Below are 15,310 nucleotides of genomic sequence, written 5' to 3' on the forward strand. Positions count from 1 at the left end.
TGGACATAACGGCACCATGTCCACCCCTGCCCGCACCCGGAGGGCATGTCCTGCGGTCCAGGCCCGAAAATTTTCTAACCATTCGCTGGAATAACATCGGTGCAAGCGCTTACAGTTGTGACTTGGCTCTCAGGAGTCTCTCTCCGCATCGCCCTTCGCAGAGGCAACGTCGCTTACCGGAAGGTCTCCATCGTGTACATCCGCAGAACCAGCACGGGCAAAACGCCCGAGCCCAGCCACCGGGCGTGGCAGGCCATATTCCTGCGCAGCGGGGCCGCCATGACCGCGGCGCTCGTGACCGCGGCCGCCGCCGTCGTCGCCCCGATGCCGGCAGCCCAGGCGGCACCCGACCCGGACCGCGCTTCGGCCGCCCACTCGCTCCGCGGCCCGGTGACGGACGAGCGCTTCTATTTCGTGATGGCGGACCGCTTCAACAACGGCAGCACCGCCAACGACGACGGCGGCCTCGGCCCGGACCCGATGGTCTCGGGCTTTGACCCGACCCGGAAGGGCTTCTACAACGGCGGGGACCTCCAGGGACTGCGGGAGAAGATCGACTATATCCAGGGCCTTGGTACCACCTCCATTTGGCTGACCCCCAGCTTCAAGAACAAGGCGGTCCAGCCGGAGGACAAGTCGGCCGGCTACCACGGCTACTGGATCACCGACTTCACCCAGATCGATCCGCACCTGGGCACGAACGAGGAGCTGAAGCTGCTCATCGACGAGGCCCATTCCCGCGGCATGAAGGTCTACTTTGACATCATCACCAACCACACCGCGGACGTCATCGGCTACGAGGATGGGGGCGAAGCCAAGGACCGCGCCGCCTACATCTCCAAGGACGCTGTCCCTTACCGGACTGCCGCCGGGGTCCCCTTCGACGACCGCGACTACGCCGGAACGGAGGGCTTCCCGGCCCTCGATGCGGCGACTTCCTTCCCCTACAAGCCGTTATTGACGGCCGGGGAAGAGAACCTCAAGGTTCCCGCTTGGCTCAACGACCCGACGCTCTATCACAACCGGGGCGACACCACCTTTGAAGGCGAGAACTCCTTCTACGGGGACTTTTTCGGCCTCGACGACCTGTTCACGGAGCACCCCCGGGTGGTCGACGGAATGATCGATATTTACGAGAAGTGGATCAGCGACTTCAGCGTGGACGGCTTCCGGATCGACACCATGAAGCACGTCAACGACGAGTTCTGGCAGAAGTTCGGCCCGGAAGTCCTCGACTACGCCAAAGCCCACGGCAAGGACGAGTTCTTTATGTTCGGTGAGGTCTTTGACACGTCGAAGAGCTTCACCTCGCAGTTCACGACCCGCAACAAGATGCAGGCCGTGCTGGACTTCCCGTTCCAGGACGCCGCCCGCAACTTCGCCTCCCGGGGCCAGGCCGCGGCGGGCCTGGAGACCTTCTTCGCCGGGGACGACTGGTACACCGACGCGGACTCCAACGTCTACCAGCTGCCCACCTTCCTGGGCAACCACGACATGGGCCGGATCGGCAGCTTCATCACCGCGGACAACCCCCAGGCGGACGACGCCGAACGCGTCGCCCGCGACCGGCTCGCCCATGAGCTGATGTACCTCTCCCGCGGCAACCCCGTCGTCTACTACGGTGACGAACAGGGGTTCACCGGACCCGGCGGGGACCAGGACGCGCGCCAGACGCTCTTCGCGAGCCAGGTGGCGGACTATCTCGACGACGACCTGCTCGGCACCGACGCCACCCACGCGGCGGACAACTTCGACCCGGCCCACCCGCTCTACACCGGCATCAGCGCCCTCGCCGAGCTCACGGCCGAACACCCGGCGCTGCGGAACGGTGCCCACCAGAACCGCTACGCCTCGCAGGAGTCGGGCATCTACGCCTTCTCCAGGATCGATGCCCGGGACCAGCGCGAGTACGTGGTGTCGGTCAACAACAGCGAACAGCCCCAGACGGCGGCCGTGCCGACCTACGTGGGCAAGCGGACATTCAGCCGGATCTACGGGGATGCAGCAGCGGAATCCAGGACCGACGCGGCCGGCAACCTCACTGTCACGGTGCCGCCGCTCTCCGCCGTCGTGTATGAATCCTCCGGCCGCATCCCGCGCTCCAAGGCCGCCCCCGCCGTCGCGCTCCAGGAGCCGGCCCCAGCGGCCGGGGACAACGGCCGCCTACGGATCGGGGCCGACGTCGGCGGCAGTTCGTTCTACGAGGTGACGTTCCAGGCACGCACCGCCGGCGGCGCCTGGGCCCCGATCGGCACCGATGACACGGCGCCGTACCAGGTCTTCCACGACGTCGCCGGACTGGACGCCGGAAGCGCCCTGGAGTACCGCGCAGTGCTGCTGGACAACGGCGGGCACACCTCGGTGAGCCAGCCTGGCACGGCCGCGGTCCCCGCCCCGGTCCTGAGCCTGGTGGCCCCCAGTGAGGGCAGCAACGTCAACGGCAAGGTCGAGGTCAGCGCTGTCGCCACCCCGGAAAAGGCCGACTACGTCGTCCGCTTCGAGCGCAGCATCAGCGGCGGCGACTGGTCGAACATCGGCGAGGACAGCTCCTCCCCCGCGTACACCGTGGTCGATGATCTGGGCGCACTGGCCGTCCCGGACGGCACCCAGCTCCGCTACCGGGCGCTGATGAGCGTCCCGGGTGCCGGCGAGGTGGTCAGCGGGACCCGCACCGTCGTGGCCGGGGAGCTCCCGCAGCCCGCGTCGGTCACCGTCGCCGGCAGCCTGAACTCGGAAATGCGCTGTGCGGGTGACTGGCTGCCCGATTGTGGGAGCGCGTTCATGACTTTGGATCCGGCAGACAAGATCTGGCGGCTGACCGCGGACCTGCCCGCCGGCAGCTACGAGTTCAAGGCCGCCCTCAACGGATCGTGGACCGAGAACTACGGTGCCGGCGGAGCGCTGAACGGCAACAACATCACCCTGAGCCACCCCGGCGGCCCGGTCACCTTCCGCTATGACAACAGCACGCACCTGCTCAGCGCCGTGTACGCCTCGCAGCAACCGGGGGCCATCGCGGCAGCCGGGGACATGAACTCGGAACTCGGCTGCGCGGGTGACTGGATGCCGGACTGTGACCTGGCGCAGCTGACGCTGGATCCCACGGACCTGGTCTGGAAGCTGACCACCACCCTGCCGGCCGGCAGCTACGGGTTCAAGGCGGCCCTCAACCGCTCGTGGACGGAGAACTACGGGGCCGGGGGCGCCGCCGGCGGCGGGAACGTCAACATCACGCACGACGGCGGGCAGATCACCTTCCGTTACGACCACGCCAGCCACCTCATCCGCGCCGACTAAGTCACGGCCTCCGCGGCCGGGACGCACCCTCGGTGCGTTCCGGCCCGCTGTTTACCTGTGCACCGGGCAGGACCGCGGACATGCCCAGCCCCTGCGCCGGCCACTGGACATAGCGGCACCATGTCCAACCTTCCCCGCACCCGGAGGGCATGTCCCCCGGGTAGGGTCAGCGCTTCGACGCCGCCCAGTCCAGCAGGCGGTCCACGGGCCAGCTGGTGATGATCCGCTCCGCAGGGACGCCATTGCGTTCCGCGCGCTCGGCACCGTACTGCAGGAAATCGAGCTGCCCCGGGGCATGCGCATCGCTGTCGATGCTGAAGAGGCAGCCTGCGTCAAGGGCGAGCTCGATGAGGGCGCCAGGCGGGTCCTGGCGTTCGGGCCGGGCGTTGATCTCGACGGCGACGTTGTGCTCCGCGCAGGCGGCGAAGACCTCGCGGGCATCGAACTCCGACGCCGGGCGCGTCCCCCGGCCCCCTTGGAGGAGGCGGCCTGTGCAGTGGCCGAGCACGTTCAGATGCGGGTCCGCGATCGCGCCGAGCATCCGCCGGGTCATGGTGCGCTTGTCCGCGCGGAGCTTCGAATGCACGCTCCCGACCACGATATCCAACTGGTCCAGCATCTGGGGGGCCTGGTCCAGGGTGCCGTCCTCGAGGATGTCGGCCTCAATGCCCCGCAGGAGGCGGAAACTGCCGTCTGCGCGGTCATTGATCTCGGCGACGATGTCGAGTTGTTCGGCCAGCCGCTCAGCACTTAGCCCGTTGGCGATCTTGAGGTTGGGCGAGTGATCGGTCAGGGCGAGGTACTCGCGGCCCAGCAGCCTCGCGGCGTCGACCATGGCCTCGATCGGGGACCCGCCGTCGGACCAGTCGCTGTGGCTGTGCAGGTCGCCGCGCAGCGAGGCGAGCAGCTCATGCCCTCCCGGCACCAGGGGCTTGGCGCCCCGGTTTCGCAGGCCACCCAGGTACTCCGGCACGCCGCCGTCGCTCGCCTCCCTGATGACCTGGAACGTGCGGTCCCCGATCCCCTTGGTCCTCTTCAGCCGGCCGTCCCGAGTCTGGGCCGCGAGTTCCTCCGGGTCGAGCCCTTCAATAATCTTTGCCGCTTTTCGGAAGGCCTGGACTTTGAATGTGGGGGCCAGCTCGCGTTCAAGCCAGAAGGCAATCTCGTTGAGTGCGTTGACTGCATCCATGCCACCATCCTCCCCCGGGCGCCGGGCAGTGTCGCTGCCCGAGCGGCAACGGATTTTCCGGAAAATTGTATCCGGCCGGGGCCCGATCCGGCGGGGGGCTGGCCTCGGTGGAACTCTGGCGTGAGCGGGACCCAGTCCAGGCATCTGGTCCGCAATCGTCATGGCGGACTTGAACCGCTTCAAGGCCAGCAATAACCGCTTCGGTCACGACGCCGGGCACGGTCAGGAAAATTTCTGACACAACAAGTAAGCATGCATATTAGTAGCCCGGCTAACTAGTTGTCTGGGGCAACCATCCCGGTGAGGGGCTTCGTGAGCGGCTCGGTGAGAGGGCAGAGGGCCGCGCTGGAAAGCGCTGGCGTTCAGGGCTGCAGCGGCTCCACGAGGGCCTCGGCCATCCCGCGGAGGAACTTGATGACGGTGTGCGCCTCCTCCGCGCTGAGCGACTCCACAACCGCCGTCATCCGGTGGTGCATTCCGTGGAAGGCCGTAAGGACCTCAGAATCCGCTGCCACCGTCGGAACGATCACGAGGGAACGCCTGTCCGTGGGGTGCGGCTCACGGCGCGCGTTTCCGCTGGCCACGAGGCGGTCGATCAGCGAAGTAGTGGAGGCGGTGGTGATGGTTAGGACCCGGCTCAGGTCCTTGGGACCCACCTGCATTCCGTCGGCCTGGGCACGCAGGAGGTAGCGGAGGGCCAAGAAATCCGTCTCCCCCATCCCCATGGAATCGCTCGCGGAACGGCGGGTAGCCAGCTCGGCGATCCGGAACGCACGCAGGGCGCTCAGCACCGCCCCGGACGGATCGAGCCGCTCATCGGGCCCGTACCAGTACCCGGTGCCGGCGTGGCCGTGGCCGTGGGACGTCATGCGGCGATCCTAACCCAAATGATAGCTAGGCGGACTTGCGGATTTTTGCGCGTATTTGACTGCTGCGGAATGACCCAACATTAGCCCCTCCCACCGGGCATTGACGCAGACCCACGCGAAGATCATTATGGCCCTGACGGCTTGGGGACCGCTTTGGCATCGAGGAGCACTGCCGTGGATCGCAACTCAATAACAGGGGATTTTTGCGGGCATTTTCCGGACGCTAGTTCCGATGTTGGCCCCAACAGAATCACTCCTACCGCAACCAGCAATTCATGTAGAAAGTCCGGAGCGGGCTCCCAAAGACACCGACGCCGCCACAATTTCGGCTCCCTCCCGGCAGAAACTCCGGAATCCGCGGGGTACCGGCCATGATGGCCGCGATCCTGCGCCTGGTTCTCCAGTTCCGGCTGCTGGTGCTGGCCGTGGCCGCTGGAATCCTCGCATTCGGACTCACGAGCCTGCCCGGCATGGCCGTGGACGCCTTCCCCGAATTCGCGCCGCCCCAAGTGGAGATTCAGACGGAAGCCCTGGGCCTGTCGGCCGCCGAAGTTGAACAGCTGATCACTTCACCGATGGAGGCCGACCTGCTCAACGGCGTGGCCTGGGTCGAGGCAATCCGCTCCAAGTCGGTGCCAGGCCTGTCCTCGATCCAGATGGTCTTTGAGCCCGGAACGGACCTGTTCCGGGCGCGCCAGCTGGTCTCGGAGCGGCTGACCCAGGCCCGCGCGCTGCCGAATGTGTCCGCAGCGCCAGTGCTCATGCAGCCGCTCTCATCGACCAGTCGCGTCATGATGATCCGGCTGACCTCCACCGATATGTCGGCCATCGACATGTCAGTCCTGGCCCGGTGGACTATGAAACCCGGGCTACTCTCCGTCCCCGGCGTCGCCAATGTTGCCATCTGGGGCCAACGCGACCAGCAGCTGCAGGTTCTGGTTGACCCGGCTCAGCTGGCAGCCAAAGGCGTGACGCTGGACGAGGTCATCAAGACCACCGGCAACTCCGTCTGGGTATCACCCCTGAGCTACCTCGAGGCCTCCACCCCGGGCACGGGCGGCTTCTTCGAGACGGGGCACCAGCGGATCGGCGTCCAGCACGTCCTGCCGATCACGACGCCACAGGACCTGGGCCAGATCCCCATCGAAGGGCCCAACGGCAGCCTCCTCCTGAAGGACGTTGCCACGGTCGAAACGGACCACCAGCCCCTGATTGGCGATGGCCTCATGAGCAAGGAAGCCGAGCTCCTGCTGGTCATCGAGAAGTTCCCCGAGACGAACACGATGGACGTCACGAACGGCGTCGATGAGGCTGTCAAATCACTCCAGCCTGGCTTGCCGGGGGTCAAGATCGACACCACCGTCTACCGGCAGGCGTCCTTCATCCAGGAGGAAGTCGGCACCCTGGGCATCGCCCTCCTGATCACCCTCGTGCTGATCGTGGCCATGTTCGGCGCGTTCTTCCGCTCGTGGCGCACGGCCATCATCAGCCTCATCACGATTCCAGTGACGCTGTCCGCAGCGGCCCTGCTGCTCTACCTGCGTGGCGCCGGAATGAACACGATGGTCCTGGCCGGAATGGTCCTGGCCCTGGCCGTCATCGTGGGGGACGTCGCCGAAGACCTCAACGGCCTCGCCCGGGCCAACAGGATTGCCGCCGGCCCCGGCAACACCGGCCCGCAGGGCAAAGACCCGAGCGACAGAGACTGGAGGGAGTCCCTGATTCCGGAGGCCATGCGGTCAGTCCGGACGCCGGTGCTCTACTCGCTGCTGGTGATGGCGCTGGCCGTCATGCCGGCGTTGTTCGTGGCGGGCGAGAACGGGGCGCTGTTCGGACCCCTGGTGCAGACTTATCTGCTCACCCTGGTGGTCGCGATGGTCGTGGCGCTGACCGTCACGACGGCGCTGGCATACTACCTGCCGGTGGGCTCCGCCCCGCGCCGGGAACGCCGGGCCCTGAAGCGGCTGGAGGGCGGTTACGGCAGCCTCGTGTCACGCGTGACCGCAAAAACCCGGTGGGTCTTCGCCGCCGCCGCCGTTGTGGCGCTGGCCGGCCTTGCGCTGGCACCCCAACTGGCCAGCAGCCATCCCGTAGTGCCTGTCCTGGCCGACAAGACCCTGGTGGTGCACTGGAGCGCGATGGCCGGCACCTCGGACCAGGAAATGAGCCGGATCACGGAGGCCGCCGCCGTCGAGCTGCGCGCCCTTCCGGGTGTCGCCAACGTGGGCGGGCATGTTGGCCGCGCCATCACCTCGGACCAGGTCGGCGACGTCAGTTCGGGTGAGCTGTGGGTCACTGTGGCCAATGACGCGTCCTACGGCGATACTGCGGCCAGCATCGAGCAGGTCGTCGCGGGATATCCGGGCCTGACAAGCAAAGTCTCGACCTATCCGCAGGAGCGCATCGACCAGATCCGCGAGGCAGGCGACAGCGGCTTCGGCGTGCGGGTGTACGGCCTCGACACGGCGGTCCTCCGGCAGAAAGCGGCGGAGGTGCAACAGATGCTGGAGCACACGCCCGGCGTCGTGAATCCCCATGTTGACGCCCCCGTCGAGCAGCCGATCGCAGAAGTCAAGGTGGACCTCGCGGCAGCGCAGAAGGCCAGCATCGTTCCCGGCGACGTTCGACGCGCGGCGGCGGCACTGCTGCAGGGCATCGAAGTCGGCAACCTCTATGAGCAGCAGAAGGTCTTCTCGGTGATCGTGAAGGGTGCGGCGTCCACGCGGAACAGCCTTGACAGCGTCCGCGACCTGATCATCGACACGCCCAACGGCGGCCACGTCCGCCTTGGCGACGTTGCCCAGGTCACGATGGCGGGAAACGAAGCCGCGATCCTGCACGATGACACCTCTCGGCGCATCGATGTGAAGGCAGACATTCAGGGCCGTTCGGTCAGCGACGTGCAGCAGGACATCAACAAGAGTCTCCAGCAGATGCAGTTCCCGCTTGCCTACCACGCTGAGGTCCTGACCCAGTATGCGCAGCTGCAGGGCAACTACCAGTGGCTGTGGATCCTGGCCGCGATTGCGGCGGTCGGCGTGCTGGTGCTGCTGCAGACGGCGGCCGGCGGCTGGAAGCTTGCCGGCATGATCTTCCTCGGCCTGGTCCTGTCCCTGTCCGGCGGGGTGCTGGCCGCGCAGGCCGCAGGCTCCGTCAATTCGCTGATTTCGCTTGTGGCCTTCGCAGTCATCCTGGGCATCGCCGCCCGCGGCGCCCTCCTGCTGCTGGGACTGGTCCGTGGCCTCCGGGCCGGGGACAGCGCAGCCTCGTGGTCCGAGCTGGTGCTCCGCGGCGCGCGGGAACGCGTGGGCCCCACCCTCATGACAGCCGTGATGACCGCGGTGATCCTGCTGCCGCTGGTGTTCTTCGGCGGTGTGGTTGGCACGGAGATCATCCTGCCGCTCGCCGTGATCATCTGGGGCGGGCTGCTGACCACTACCCTCTTCATGCTGTTTGTTATGCCCGCCGTGCTGCTTCGGTTCCAGCCGAAGGAAGCACTGAGCCCCCGGGCCGGGAACGGCCCCCTTGCCCGGCCCGAGAGTCAGGATGCGTCATGAACTCGATAGCTTCGCCTCAGGGCCGCAGGCTCGCCGCCCTGATCATTGCCGCCTTCCTGGCTCCGAGTGTCATTGGCTGCGCGCAGATCGAGGAGACGGCGTCGGCTAACGGCGATCCCGCGGTCCTTGCGGAGGTTCCGGGAACGGACCTCCACCGCATCACCCTGACGGAGCGCGCCGTCGAGCGGGTGGACCTTAAGACCGAGGTGACATCCGTGGATCCGCAGACCCAGAAGCTGAACGTCTCCTACTGGGCCATCCTGTACGACAGCACCGGCAAGACCTGGGTCTACACGAACCCCGAGCCCCGCGTTTACGTCCGCCAGGCCGTCACCGTCGAGCGGATCAACGGCGCCGTCGCGGTACTGACTGACGGTCCTGCGGCCGGCACCGCTGTAGTCACCACTGGGGCCGAGGAACTGTACGGCGCCGAATTCGATACGGCCCACTGACATGCGCTGGCTCATAGGCATCAGCCTGAGGTTCAGAACCATCGTCGTCGCCATCGCATGCGCCATCATGCTGCTCGGTTCACTGCAGCTGGGCTCCGCGTCCGTGGACGTTTTCCCCGAGTTCGCGCCGCCCCGCGTGGAAATCCAGACCGCCTGCCTGGGTTTGACCGCTGAGGAAGTCGAGCAGCTGGTCAGCGTACCGATCGAGGCGGCGGTGGGCGGGATGCCGGGCCTGGACGAGCTGCGGTCGAAGTCCGTGCCGCAATTGTCCTCGATCGTGCTAATTTTCCATCAGGGCACGGAACTGCTCAACGCCCGCCAGTTGGTGTCGGAGCGGATGGCGGCGGTGACGGCGGCGCTGCCCACCTGGGCGGCCCCGCCCGTGATGCTGCAGCCGCTGTCCGCCACGAGCCGGGTCATGAAGATCGGCATGACCTCGGCGAACCGGTCCCTCATCGAGATGTCCATGCTGTCCTACTGGACCATCCGGGCACGGTTGCTCCGCGTGCCGGGCGTGGCCAATGTGGCCATCTGGGGCGAACGGCTCCAGATGCTGCAGGTCCAGGTGGAACCGGACAAGCTCAAAGCCCAAAACGTGTCACTCAACCAGGTGATGGAGGTCACCGCCGGCGCCCTCGACGCCGGGCTGCTGAAGTACTCACCGGGTCGGTTCATAGGCACCGGTGGCTTCATCGACAGTCCGACCCAGAGAATGGGTGTCCGGCACGTCCAGCCCATCCAGACGCCGGCCGACCTGGCCCAGGTCACGATCCGCGAACAGGACGGCGTGGCACTGCACCTCGGCGATGTCGCCCAGGTGGTGGAGGACCACCAGCCGCTCATTGGCGACGCCGTCATCAACAACGGACACGGGCTCATGCTGATCGTCGAGAAGCTGCCCTGGGGCAACACCCTGGACGTGACCAAGGGCGTCGAGGAAGCCCTGAAAGAGCTCCAGCCGGGCATGAGCGGGATCAGCTTTGACACCACCATCTTCCGCCCGGCGAGTTTCGTCGAGGAGTCCATCTCCAACCTCAGCACCGCCCTCCTGCTGGGCTGCCTGCTGGTGGTCCTGATCCTCGGCGCCTTCCTGTTCCAATGGCGCACGGCACTGATCAGCCTGATTGCCATTCCACTTTCGCTGCTCACGGCGGCGCTGGTCCTCTATTTCACGGCCAGTTCGATCAACACGATGGTCCTGGCGGGGCTGGTTATCGCCGTCGGCGTCGTGGTGGACGACGCGATCATCGACGTCGAAAACATCATGCGCCGGCTGCGGCAGCACCGCGCCCGGGGCAGCGACGAATCGGCGGCCTCGGTGGTCCTGAAGGCCTCCCTTGAGATGCGGAGTCCGATCGTGTACGCGACACTCATCATCGTGGTCGCCGCCGTGCCGATCTTCTTCCTGGACGGACTGACCGGGGTCTTCTTCAAGCCGCTGGCCATCACCTACACCCTGGCAGTCCTCGCCTCGATGCTGGTGGCGCTGACGGTGACGCCGGCCCTGGCACTCATACTGCTGGGCAACGCAAAACTGGAGGAGCGGGACCCGCCCCTGGTCCGGATGCTCAAGCGCGGGTACCACGCCGTGCTGGCCCGGATCATGAACCGTCCCCGCTTCGGCTATGCCGGCTTCGCCGCCTTGGCCGTGATGGGCCTGGCGCTCACCCCGCTGATGGGCTCGTCGCTGTTCCCAACGTTCAAGGAACGGGACTTCCTGATGCACTGGATCTCGCAGCCGGGTACGTCGGCCGAGGAGGAGTACCGGATCTCGCAGCGCGGATGTGAAGAGTTCCTCAAGGTTCCCGGGGTGCTGAACTGCGGCACACATATCGGGCAGGCGTTCGCCGCCGATGAGATCGTGGGTGTCAACGCCGGCGAGCACTGGATCAGCATCGACCGCCAGGCGAACTATGAAGAGACACTGGCGGCCGTCCAGGAAGTGGTGGACGGCTACCCGGGACTTCACCGCGACGTCCAGACCTACCTGAAGGAGCGGATCGAGGAGGTCCTGACCGGGGCCAGCGAGCCCATCGTGGTCCGTGTGTTCGGTGATGATCTCAACGTGCTGCGGGAACAGGCCCAACGGGTCAAGACCATCCTGGATGACATTCCGGGCACCGATGAAGCCCATGTGTCCCTCGAGGTCGAGGTGCCGCAGATTACCGTCACGGTGGACCTGCCCTCCGCTCAGAAGTACGGGCTCAAACCCGGGGACGTGCGGCGGGCAGCGGCGACGTTGGTGGCCGGCGAAGAGGTCGGAGACGTCTTCCGGGACGGGCGGGCCTATGACGTCCAGGTCTGGAGCACTCCGGCGACCCGCTCCAGCGTGACCAGCATCGAGGATCTGCCGATCGATACCCCCAGCGGGCAGCGGGTCCGGCTGGCCGACGTCGCGGCCGTCAAACTAGTGGCGACGCCGAACCAGATCGACCGCACCAACGGGTCCCGCCGGGTTGAAGTGGGATCGTTCGTCGACAAGGGCGCCGACATGGGAGTGGTTGTCGGCCAATTGCAGGACCGGCTGGCCGCCCTGGAGTTGCCGGCCGGCTACAGCGTCCAGTTGCTGGGCGAGTTCACCGAGCGCGAGGCTGCGACGAACCGCCTCATGATCTTCGCGGTGGCGGCCCTTGCCCTGGTCCTGCTGCTGCTGCAGACTACGTTCCGCAGTTGGCGGCTGGCGCTGCTCTCGCTGTTGACGCTGCCCTTCGCCCTGGTAGGCGGGGTCATGGCCGCGTACATCTCCGGCGGGGTCCTGTCGCTGGGCTCGGTGGTCGGGTTCCTCACGGTCATGGGGATCGCGGCGCGCAACGGCATCCTGCTCATCAGCCACTGCCAGCACCTGGAAAAGAACGAGGGCCAGACCTTTGGCCGTGCCCTCGTGCTGCGCGGAGCCGGGGAGCGGCTCTCGCCGATCCTCATGACCACGCTGGCCACGGGGCTGGCCCTGGTGCCCCTGGTGGTCATGGGGGCTGTACCGGGCCATGAAATCGAACACCCGATGGCCGTCGTCATCCTGGGCGGCCTGGTCACCTCAACCCTGCTCAACCTGTTTATTGTTCCGTCGCTCTATCTCCGCTTCGCCAAATCGAAGAAGGAGCGGGCCGCGGCCCTGGCGGCGGAACCCGCGACCGCCTGAGTGCCCCGAACGTTGCCGCAAAAAAGCAGGCCAGAGGCAATATGCCTCTGGCCTGCGATGCGGGTGGGCCCTGTGGGGATCGAACCCACGACCCACGGATTAAAAGTCCGATGCTCTACCAACTGAGCTAAAGGCCCCAGCCGAGGCCCCAAAACAACGGATAAATCCGGTGTTCAGGGGCTGATCAGCCCAGTCCATTTCTGGACGTTAATACTGTACCCCAGACCGGGGCGGGTTTTGCGCATCGGGGGGACGCCGCCGTCGAGCGCGGCGACGAGGCTCCTGCGCCGGCACCGCATCGGCCCCGCCCCGCACCGCCGGTCTCCACGCTCGATTCCCCGACAGCACTGGAGTAGCGTGGTGGCATGAGCGAGCAAGCAGGATCCAGCGCCCCCGGACCGCACCGGCACCACAAGCCGAAGCCCTTCGCCCCGATTGACTTTGAGCCCTTCGCGGGCGGGGCCGATCCTGCCCGCATCTCCGAGGCCGCGCATCTCGCCGCCCAGGCCCTCGTCCGCCGCGGACGCGACAGCGACGACCCCGTTGTGACCAAACGGCTCGTGAAGCTCGCCGATGAACAGGGCCTGGAGGCCATCGCCGAGATGTGGGCCGAAAGCCCGGCCCGCTCGCTCCCCGGGGCCCTCTGGCGCCTGTACGCCATCCGTGCCGCCACCATCCAGGACCCGGAGCGGATCTCCGTCTACTTCAAGGCCGGCAAGGACACCGCGCAGGTGTCCCACGTGGTGGCCGGCGCCGCCGAGCCGCCCGGGGCCGACGAGATGAAGTCGATGGCGGACGCCATCCTGTCCGGAGCATTCGACGGCGAGTTCGACGTCGCGCTGGAACGCTCCGCCGCGTTCTGCCGGGTGGTGGCGCTGGGCCAGGCCACCCTCGCCGACGGCGCCGACCACAGCAACGAGATCCACGCGAGCAAGCTCACGCGCAATTCGCACCTCCTGGTCAAGACCGCCGAGGACCTCGAGCATGCCGCCAACGCCTGGCGCCTGGGCGAGCTGGACTGAGTCCCCCGCGCGCCGCCGAACCCCCGGCAGGCACGCCACCCGCGGACTGTCAATGTTGACTTGTCCCCGGTCACGTAGAAAACTAAAGGCGGTGCCGAACCGCGAAACCCCCGGGCTTCAACATCTAGCCGCCTAGAGCGGCCTACCGCCGAGAGGCGTCTCCGGTTCGGCACCATTTTTATGCCCAGCGTCAGGTCCGGGTGAGCTCCGCATGGAGAATCCGGACGCGGGCCCTGATGTCGTCCCGGACCAGCCGCATGCGTTCGATGCCTTCGATGCCCCGCTCGGAGGGCTCGTCAGTATCCCAGACCTCGATCCGTTTGCCCTCGGGGGCCTGGACCTTTGCCTCGTTGCCCAGCACGATCACGACGTCGACCGCGTCCAGCACTTCGTCGGTGACGGGTTTCGGGTGTTCGCCGGTGATGTCGATGCCGAGTTCGGCCAGCGCATCCACGGACTGGGGGTTCAGCGACTTGCCGGGCTTGGTCCCGGCGGAGTGCACCGTGACGGTTCCGTGAGCGAGATGGTTCATCAGCCCCGCGGCGAGCTGGGATTTTCCGCCATTCTTGCTGCAGACGAACAGGACGCTGGGCGTCTTTTCAGTCATTTCAGCTCTCCGAGGGAAGCGATCAGGCCCTCAATGCGGGTCTTGATGTCGTCGCGGATTGGGCGGACGGACTCGACACCCTGGCCGGCCGGGTCCTCGAGTTCCCAGTCCTCGTAGCGCTTGCCGGGGAAAATCGGGCACGTGTCGCCGCACCCCATGGTGATGACGACGTCGGACTCCCTGACCGCCTCGGTGGTCAGGACCTTGGGGATCTCTGCGGACATGTCGATGCCGAGTTCGGCCATAGCCTCGACGGCGGCCGGGTTGACCTTCTCGGCGGGCTGGGAGCCGGCGGAACGGACCTCGACGGCGCCCTGGGACAGGGCGGTGAGGAACGCCGCGGCCATCTGGGAGCGGCCCGCGTTGTGGACGCAGACAAACAGGACGGAAGGCTTCTTGGCGGTTGCGGCGGTCATTCGGGTCTCCTGGAAACAGTTGGGTGACGGGTGAAGGCGGGCATTGTGGACAAGTCAGGCAGCAAGCACGCGGGGCGCGAGGTCATGGACCCGGTGGCTAATGTCATCAAAGGCCTCCTCGAAGGCTTTTTCGGTACCCAGTCGCAGCGGATCCCGCACCGACCAGTGCACGCCGCTCAGTCCGCCCAGTTCCTCATGTGCGTTGTCGCAGACGGTCACCACCAGGTCCCCCGCTCCCGGTAACCGGTCCAGCTTCCGAGGGGGAATGTCCGCGAGGTCCACGCCGTGGCGGCGGGCTACCTGGATGGCACCCTCGGCGATGCGGTCCGCGGGATGCGTTCCCGCCGACGTCGAGGGGATTCCGCTGACCTGCTGCCAGAGAGCGGCGGCCAGCTGGGACCGTGCGCTGTTCCGCGTGCAGACGAACAGGACACGGCGGGCCCCGTGTTCGGCTCCCGGTACCAGACCGCCCAGGGCGCCGGCAGCAAGCCGGATGTAGCTGCGGCGCCTGTCCGCTTCCGAGCGGTGCCGGACCACCAGTCCGGCCTCCTCCAGCGTGCGCAGATGGTGCGACAGCAGGTTCGACGGCATCCCCAGCTCCGCCCGCAGCTCACTCGGGGAGAAGTCCCCCAGGGTCAGCAGATCAACCATGCGCAGCCGGGCAGGGTCGGCGAGGGCCGCGTGCTTGGCCAGCCGGGCCCGAAAACCGTCCGCTGTCTCAGTATTCATTGATTCAATTTTGACTGAGTTAATTCTTTCGGT

The 15,310-nt window shown here is 66.7% G+C and carries 10 protein-coding genes and 1 tRNA gene; 5 read left to right on the forward strand and 6 right to left on the reverse strand.

Annotated elements, in window-relative coordinates; all coding sequences use genetic code 11:
• Nucleotides 1-279: 279 nt before the first annotated feature.
• The gene (locus QK291_RS01630) at nucleotides 280-3,297 is read left to right on the forward strand and encodes an alpha-amylase family glycosyl hydrolase (RefSeq protein WP_282378936.1); all 3,018 of its coding nucleotides are present in this window, start codon (nucleotides 280-282) and stop codon (nucleotides 3,295-3,297) included.
• Between the two features lie 166 nt (nucleotides 3,298-3,463).
• Here QK291_RS01630 and QK291_RS01635 read toward each other — a convergent pair whose 3' ends face one another.
• Both QK291_RS01635 and QK291_RS01640 read right to left on the reverse strand, forming a co-directional pair.
• A complete protein-coding gene (locus tag QK291_RS01635) occupies nucleotides 3,464-4,486 on the reverse strand; it encodes a PHP domain-containing protein (RefSeq protein ID WP_282378483.1) in 1,023 nt (340 codons plus the stop codon).
• A gap of 362 nt (nucleotides 4,487-4,848) precedes the next feature.
• Nucleotides 4,849-5,355, reverse strand: a complete 507-nt coding sequence (locus QK291_RS01640) for a MarR family transcriptional regulator (protein WP_282378484.1) — start codon at nucleotides 5,353-5,355, stop codon at nucleotides 4,849-4,851.
• A gap of 371 nt (nucleotides 5,356-5,726) precedes the next feature.
• Between QK291_RS01640 and QK291_RS01645 the strand changes: the two genes are divergently transcribed.
• Genes QK291_RS01645 through QK291_RS01655 form a run of 3 tightly spaced genes read left to right on the forward strand, consistent with a single transcriptional unit; the run spans nucleotide 5,727 to nucleotide 12,503 of the window.
• Nucleotides 5,727-8,912 carry an efflux RND transporter permease subunit gene (locus QK291_RS01645; protein WP_282378486.1) on the forward strand — a complete coding sequence of 1,062 codons (3,186 nt, stop codon included), beginning with the start codon at nucleotides 5,727-5,729 and terminating at the stop codon, nucleotides 8,910-8,912.
• Nucleotides 8,909-9,364: a hypothetical protein gene (locus QK291_RS01650; RefSeq protein WP_282378488.1), complete on the forward strand. Its 456-nt coding sequence runs from the start codon at nucleotides 8,909-8,911 to the stop codon at nucleotides 9,362-9,364. Before QK291_RS01645 ends, QK291_RS01650 begins: the two co-directional genes overlap by 4 nt.
• Nucleotide 9,365: 1 nt before the next feature.
• Complete coding sequence (locus tag QK291_RS01655) at nucleotides 9,366-12,503, forward strand: efflux RND transporter permease subunit (protein WP_282378490.1); 3,138 nt, start codon at nucleotides 9,366-9,368, stop codon at nucleotides 12,501-12,503.
• Nucleotides 12,504-12,567: 64 nt separating this feature from the next.
• Here the strand turns inward: QK291_RS01655 and QK291_RS01660 are convergent.
• Nucleotides 12,568-12,640 (reverse strand) — tRNA-Lys (locus tag QK291_RS01660).
• Between the two features lie 228 nt (nucleotides 12,641-12,868).
• On the opposite strand from QK291_RS01660, the gene QK291_RS01665 reads away from it, so the two are divergent.
• A complete protein-coding gene (locus QK291_RS01665) occupies nucleotides 12,869-13,525 on the forward strand; it encodes a hypothetical protein (protein ID WP_282378491.1) in 657 nt (218 codons plus the stop codon).
• Nucleotides 13,526-13,715: 190 nt separating this feature from the next.
• Here QK291_RS01665 and QK291_RS01670 read toward each other — a convergent pair whose 3' ends face one another.
• Genes QK291_RS01670 through QK291_RS01680 form a run of 3 tightly spaced genes read right to left on the reverse strand, consistent with a single transcriptional unit; the run spans nucleotide 13,716 to nucleotide 15,277 of the window.
• A complete protein-coding gene (locus QK291_RS01670) occupies nucleotides 13,716-14,132 on the reverse strand; it encodes a low molecular weight phosphatase family protein (RefSeq protein ID WP_282378493.1) in 417 nt (138 codons plus the stop codon).
• Complete coding sequence (locus QK291_RS01675; RefSeq protein ID WP_282378495.1) at nucleotides 14,129-14,548, reverse strand: arsenate reductase ArsC; 420 nt, start codon at nucleotides 14,546-14,548, stop codon at nucleotides 14,129-14,131. The genes QK291_RS01670 and QK291_RS01675 overlap by 4 nt, the downstream gene beginning before the upstream one ends.
• A gap of 54 nt (nucleotides 14,549-14,602) precedes the next feature.
• Complete coding sequence (locus QK291_RS01680; RefSeq protein ID WP_282378497.1) at nucleotides 14,603-15,277, reverse strand: helix-turn-helix domain-containing protein; 675 nt, start codon at nucleotides 15,275-15,277, stop codon at nucleotides 14,603-14,605.
• Nucleotides 15,278-15,310: the final 33 nt, after the last annotated feature.

It is taken from the genome of Arthrobacter sp. AL12 (assembly GCF_029960645.1).
Classification (GTDB): domain Bacteria; phylum Actinomycetota; class Actinomycetes; order Actinomycetales; family Micrococcaceae; genus Arthrobacter.

Excerpts from the sequence above, each read along its gene's own strand:
- QK291_RS01645 (WP_282378486.1), top strand. The coding sequence starts at position 5,727 with ATGATGGCCGCGATCCTGCGCCTGGTTCTCCAGTTCCGGCTGCTGGTG.
- QK291_RS01655 (WP_282378490.1), top strand. The coding sequence starts at position 9,366 with ATGCGCTGGCTCATAGGCATCAGCCTGAGGTTCAGAACCATCGTCGTC.
- QK291_RS01670 (WP_282378493.1), bottom strand. The coding sequence starts at position 14,132 with ATGACTGAAAAGACGCCCAGCGTCCTGTTCGTCTGCAGCAAGAATGGC.
- QK291_RS01630 (WP_282378936.1), top strand. The coding sequence starts at position 280 with ATGACCGCGGCGCTCGTGACCGCGGCCGCCGCCGTCGTCGCCCCGATG.
- QK291_RS01680 (WP_282378497.1), bottom strand. The coding sequence starts at position 15,277 with ATGAATACTGAGACAGCGGACGGTTTTCGGGCCCGGCTGGCCAAGCAC.
- QK291_RS01640 (WP_282378484.1), bottom strand. The coding sequence starts at position 5,355 with ATGACGTCCCACGGCCACGGCCACGCCGGCACCGGGTACTGGTACGGG.
- QK291_RS01650 (WP_282378488.1), top strand. The coding sequence starts at position 8,909 with ATGAACTCGATAGCTTCGCCTCAGGGCCGCAGGCTCGCCGCCCTGATC.
- QK291_RS01665 (WP_282378491.1), top strand. The coding sequence starts at position 12,869 with ATGAGCGAGCAAGCAGGATCCAGCGCCCCCGGACCGCACCGGCACCAC.
- QK291_RS01635 (WP_282378483.1), bottom strand. The coding sequence starts at position 4,486 with ATGGATGCAGTCAACGCACTCAACGAGATTGCCTTCTGGCTTGAACGC.
- QK291_RS01675 (WP_282378495.1), bottom strand. The coding sequence starts at position 14,548 with ATGACCGCCGCAACCGCCAAGAAGCCTTCCGTCCTGTTTGTCTGCGTC.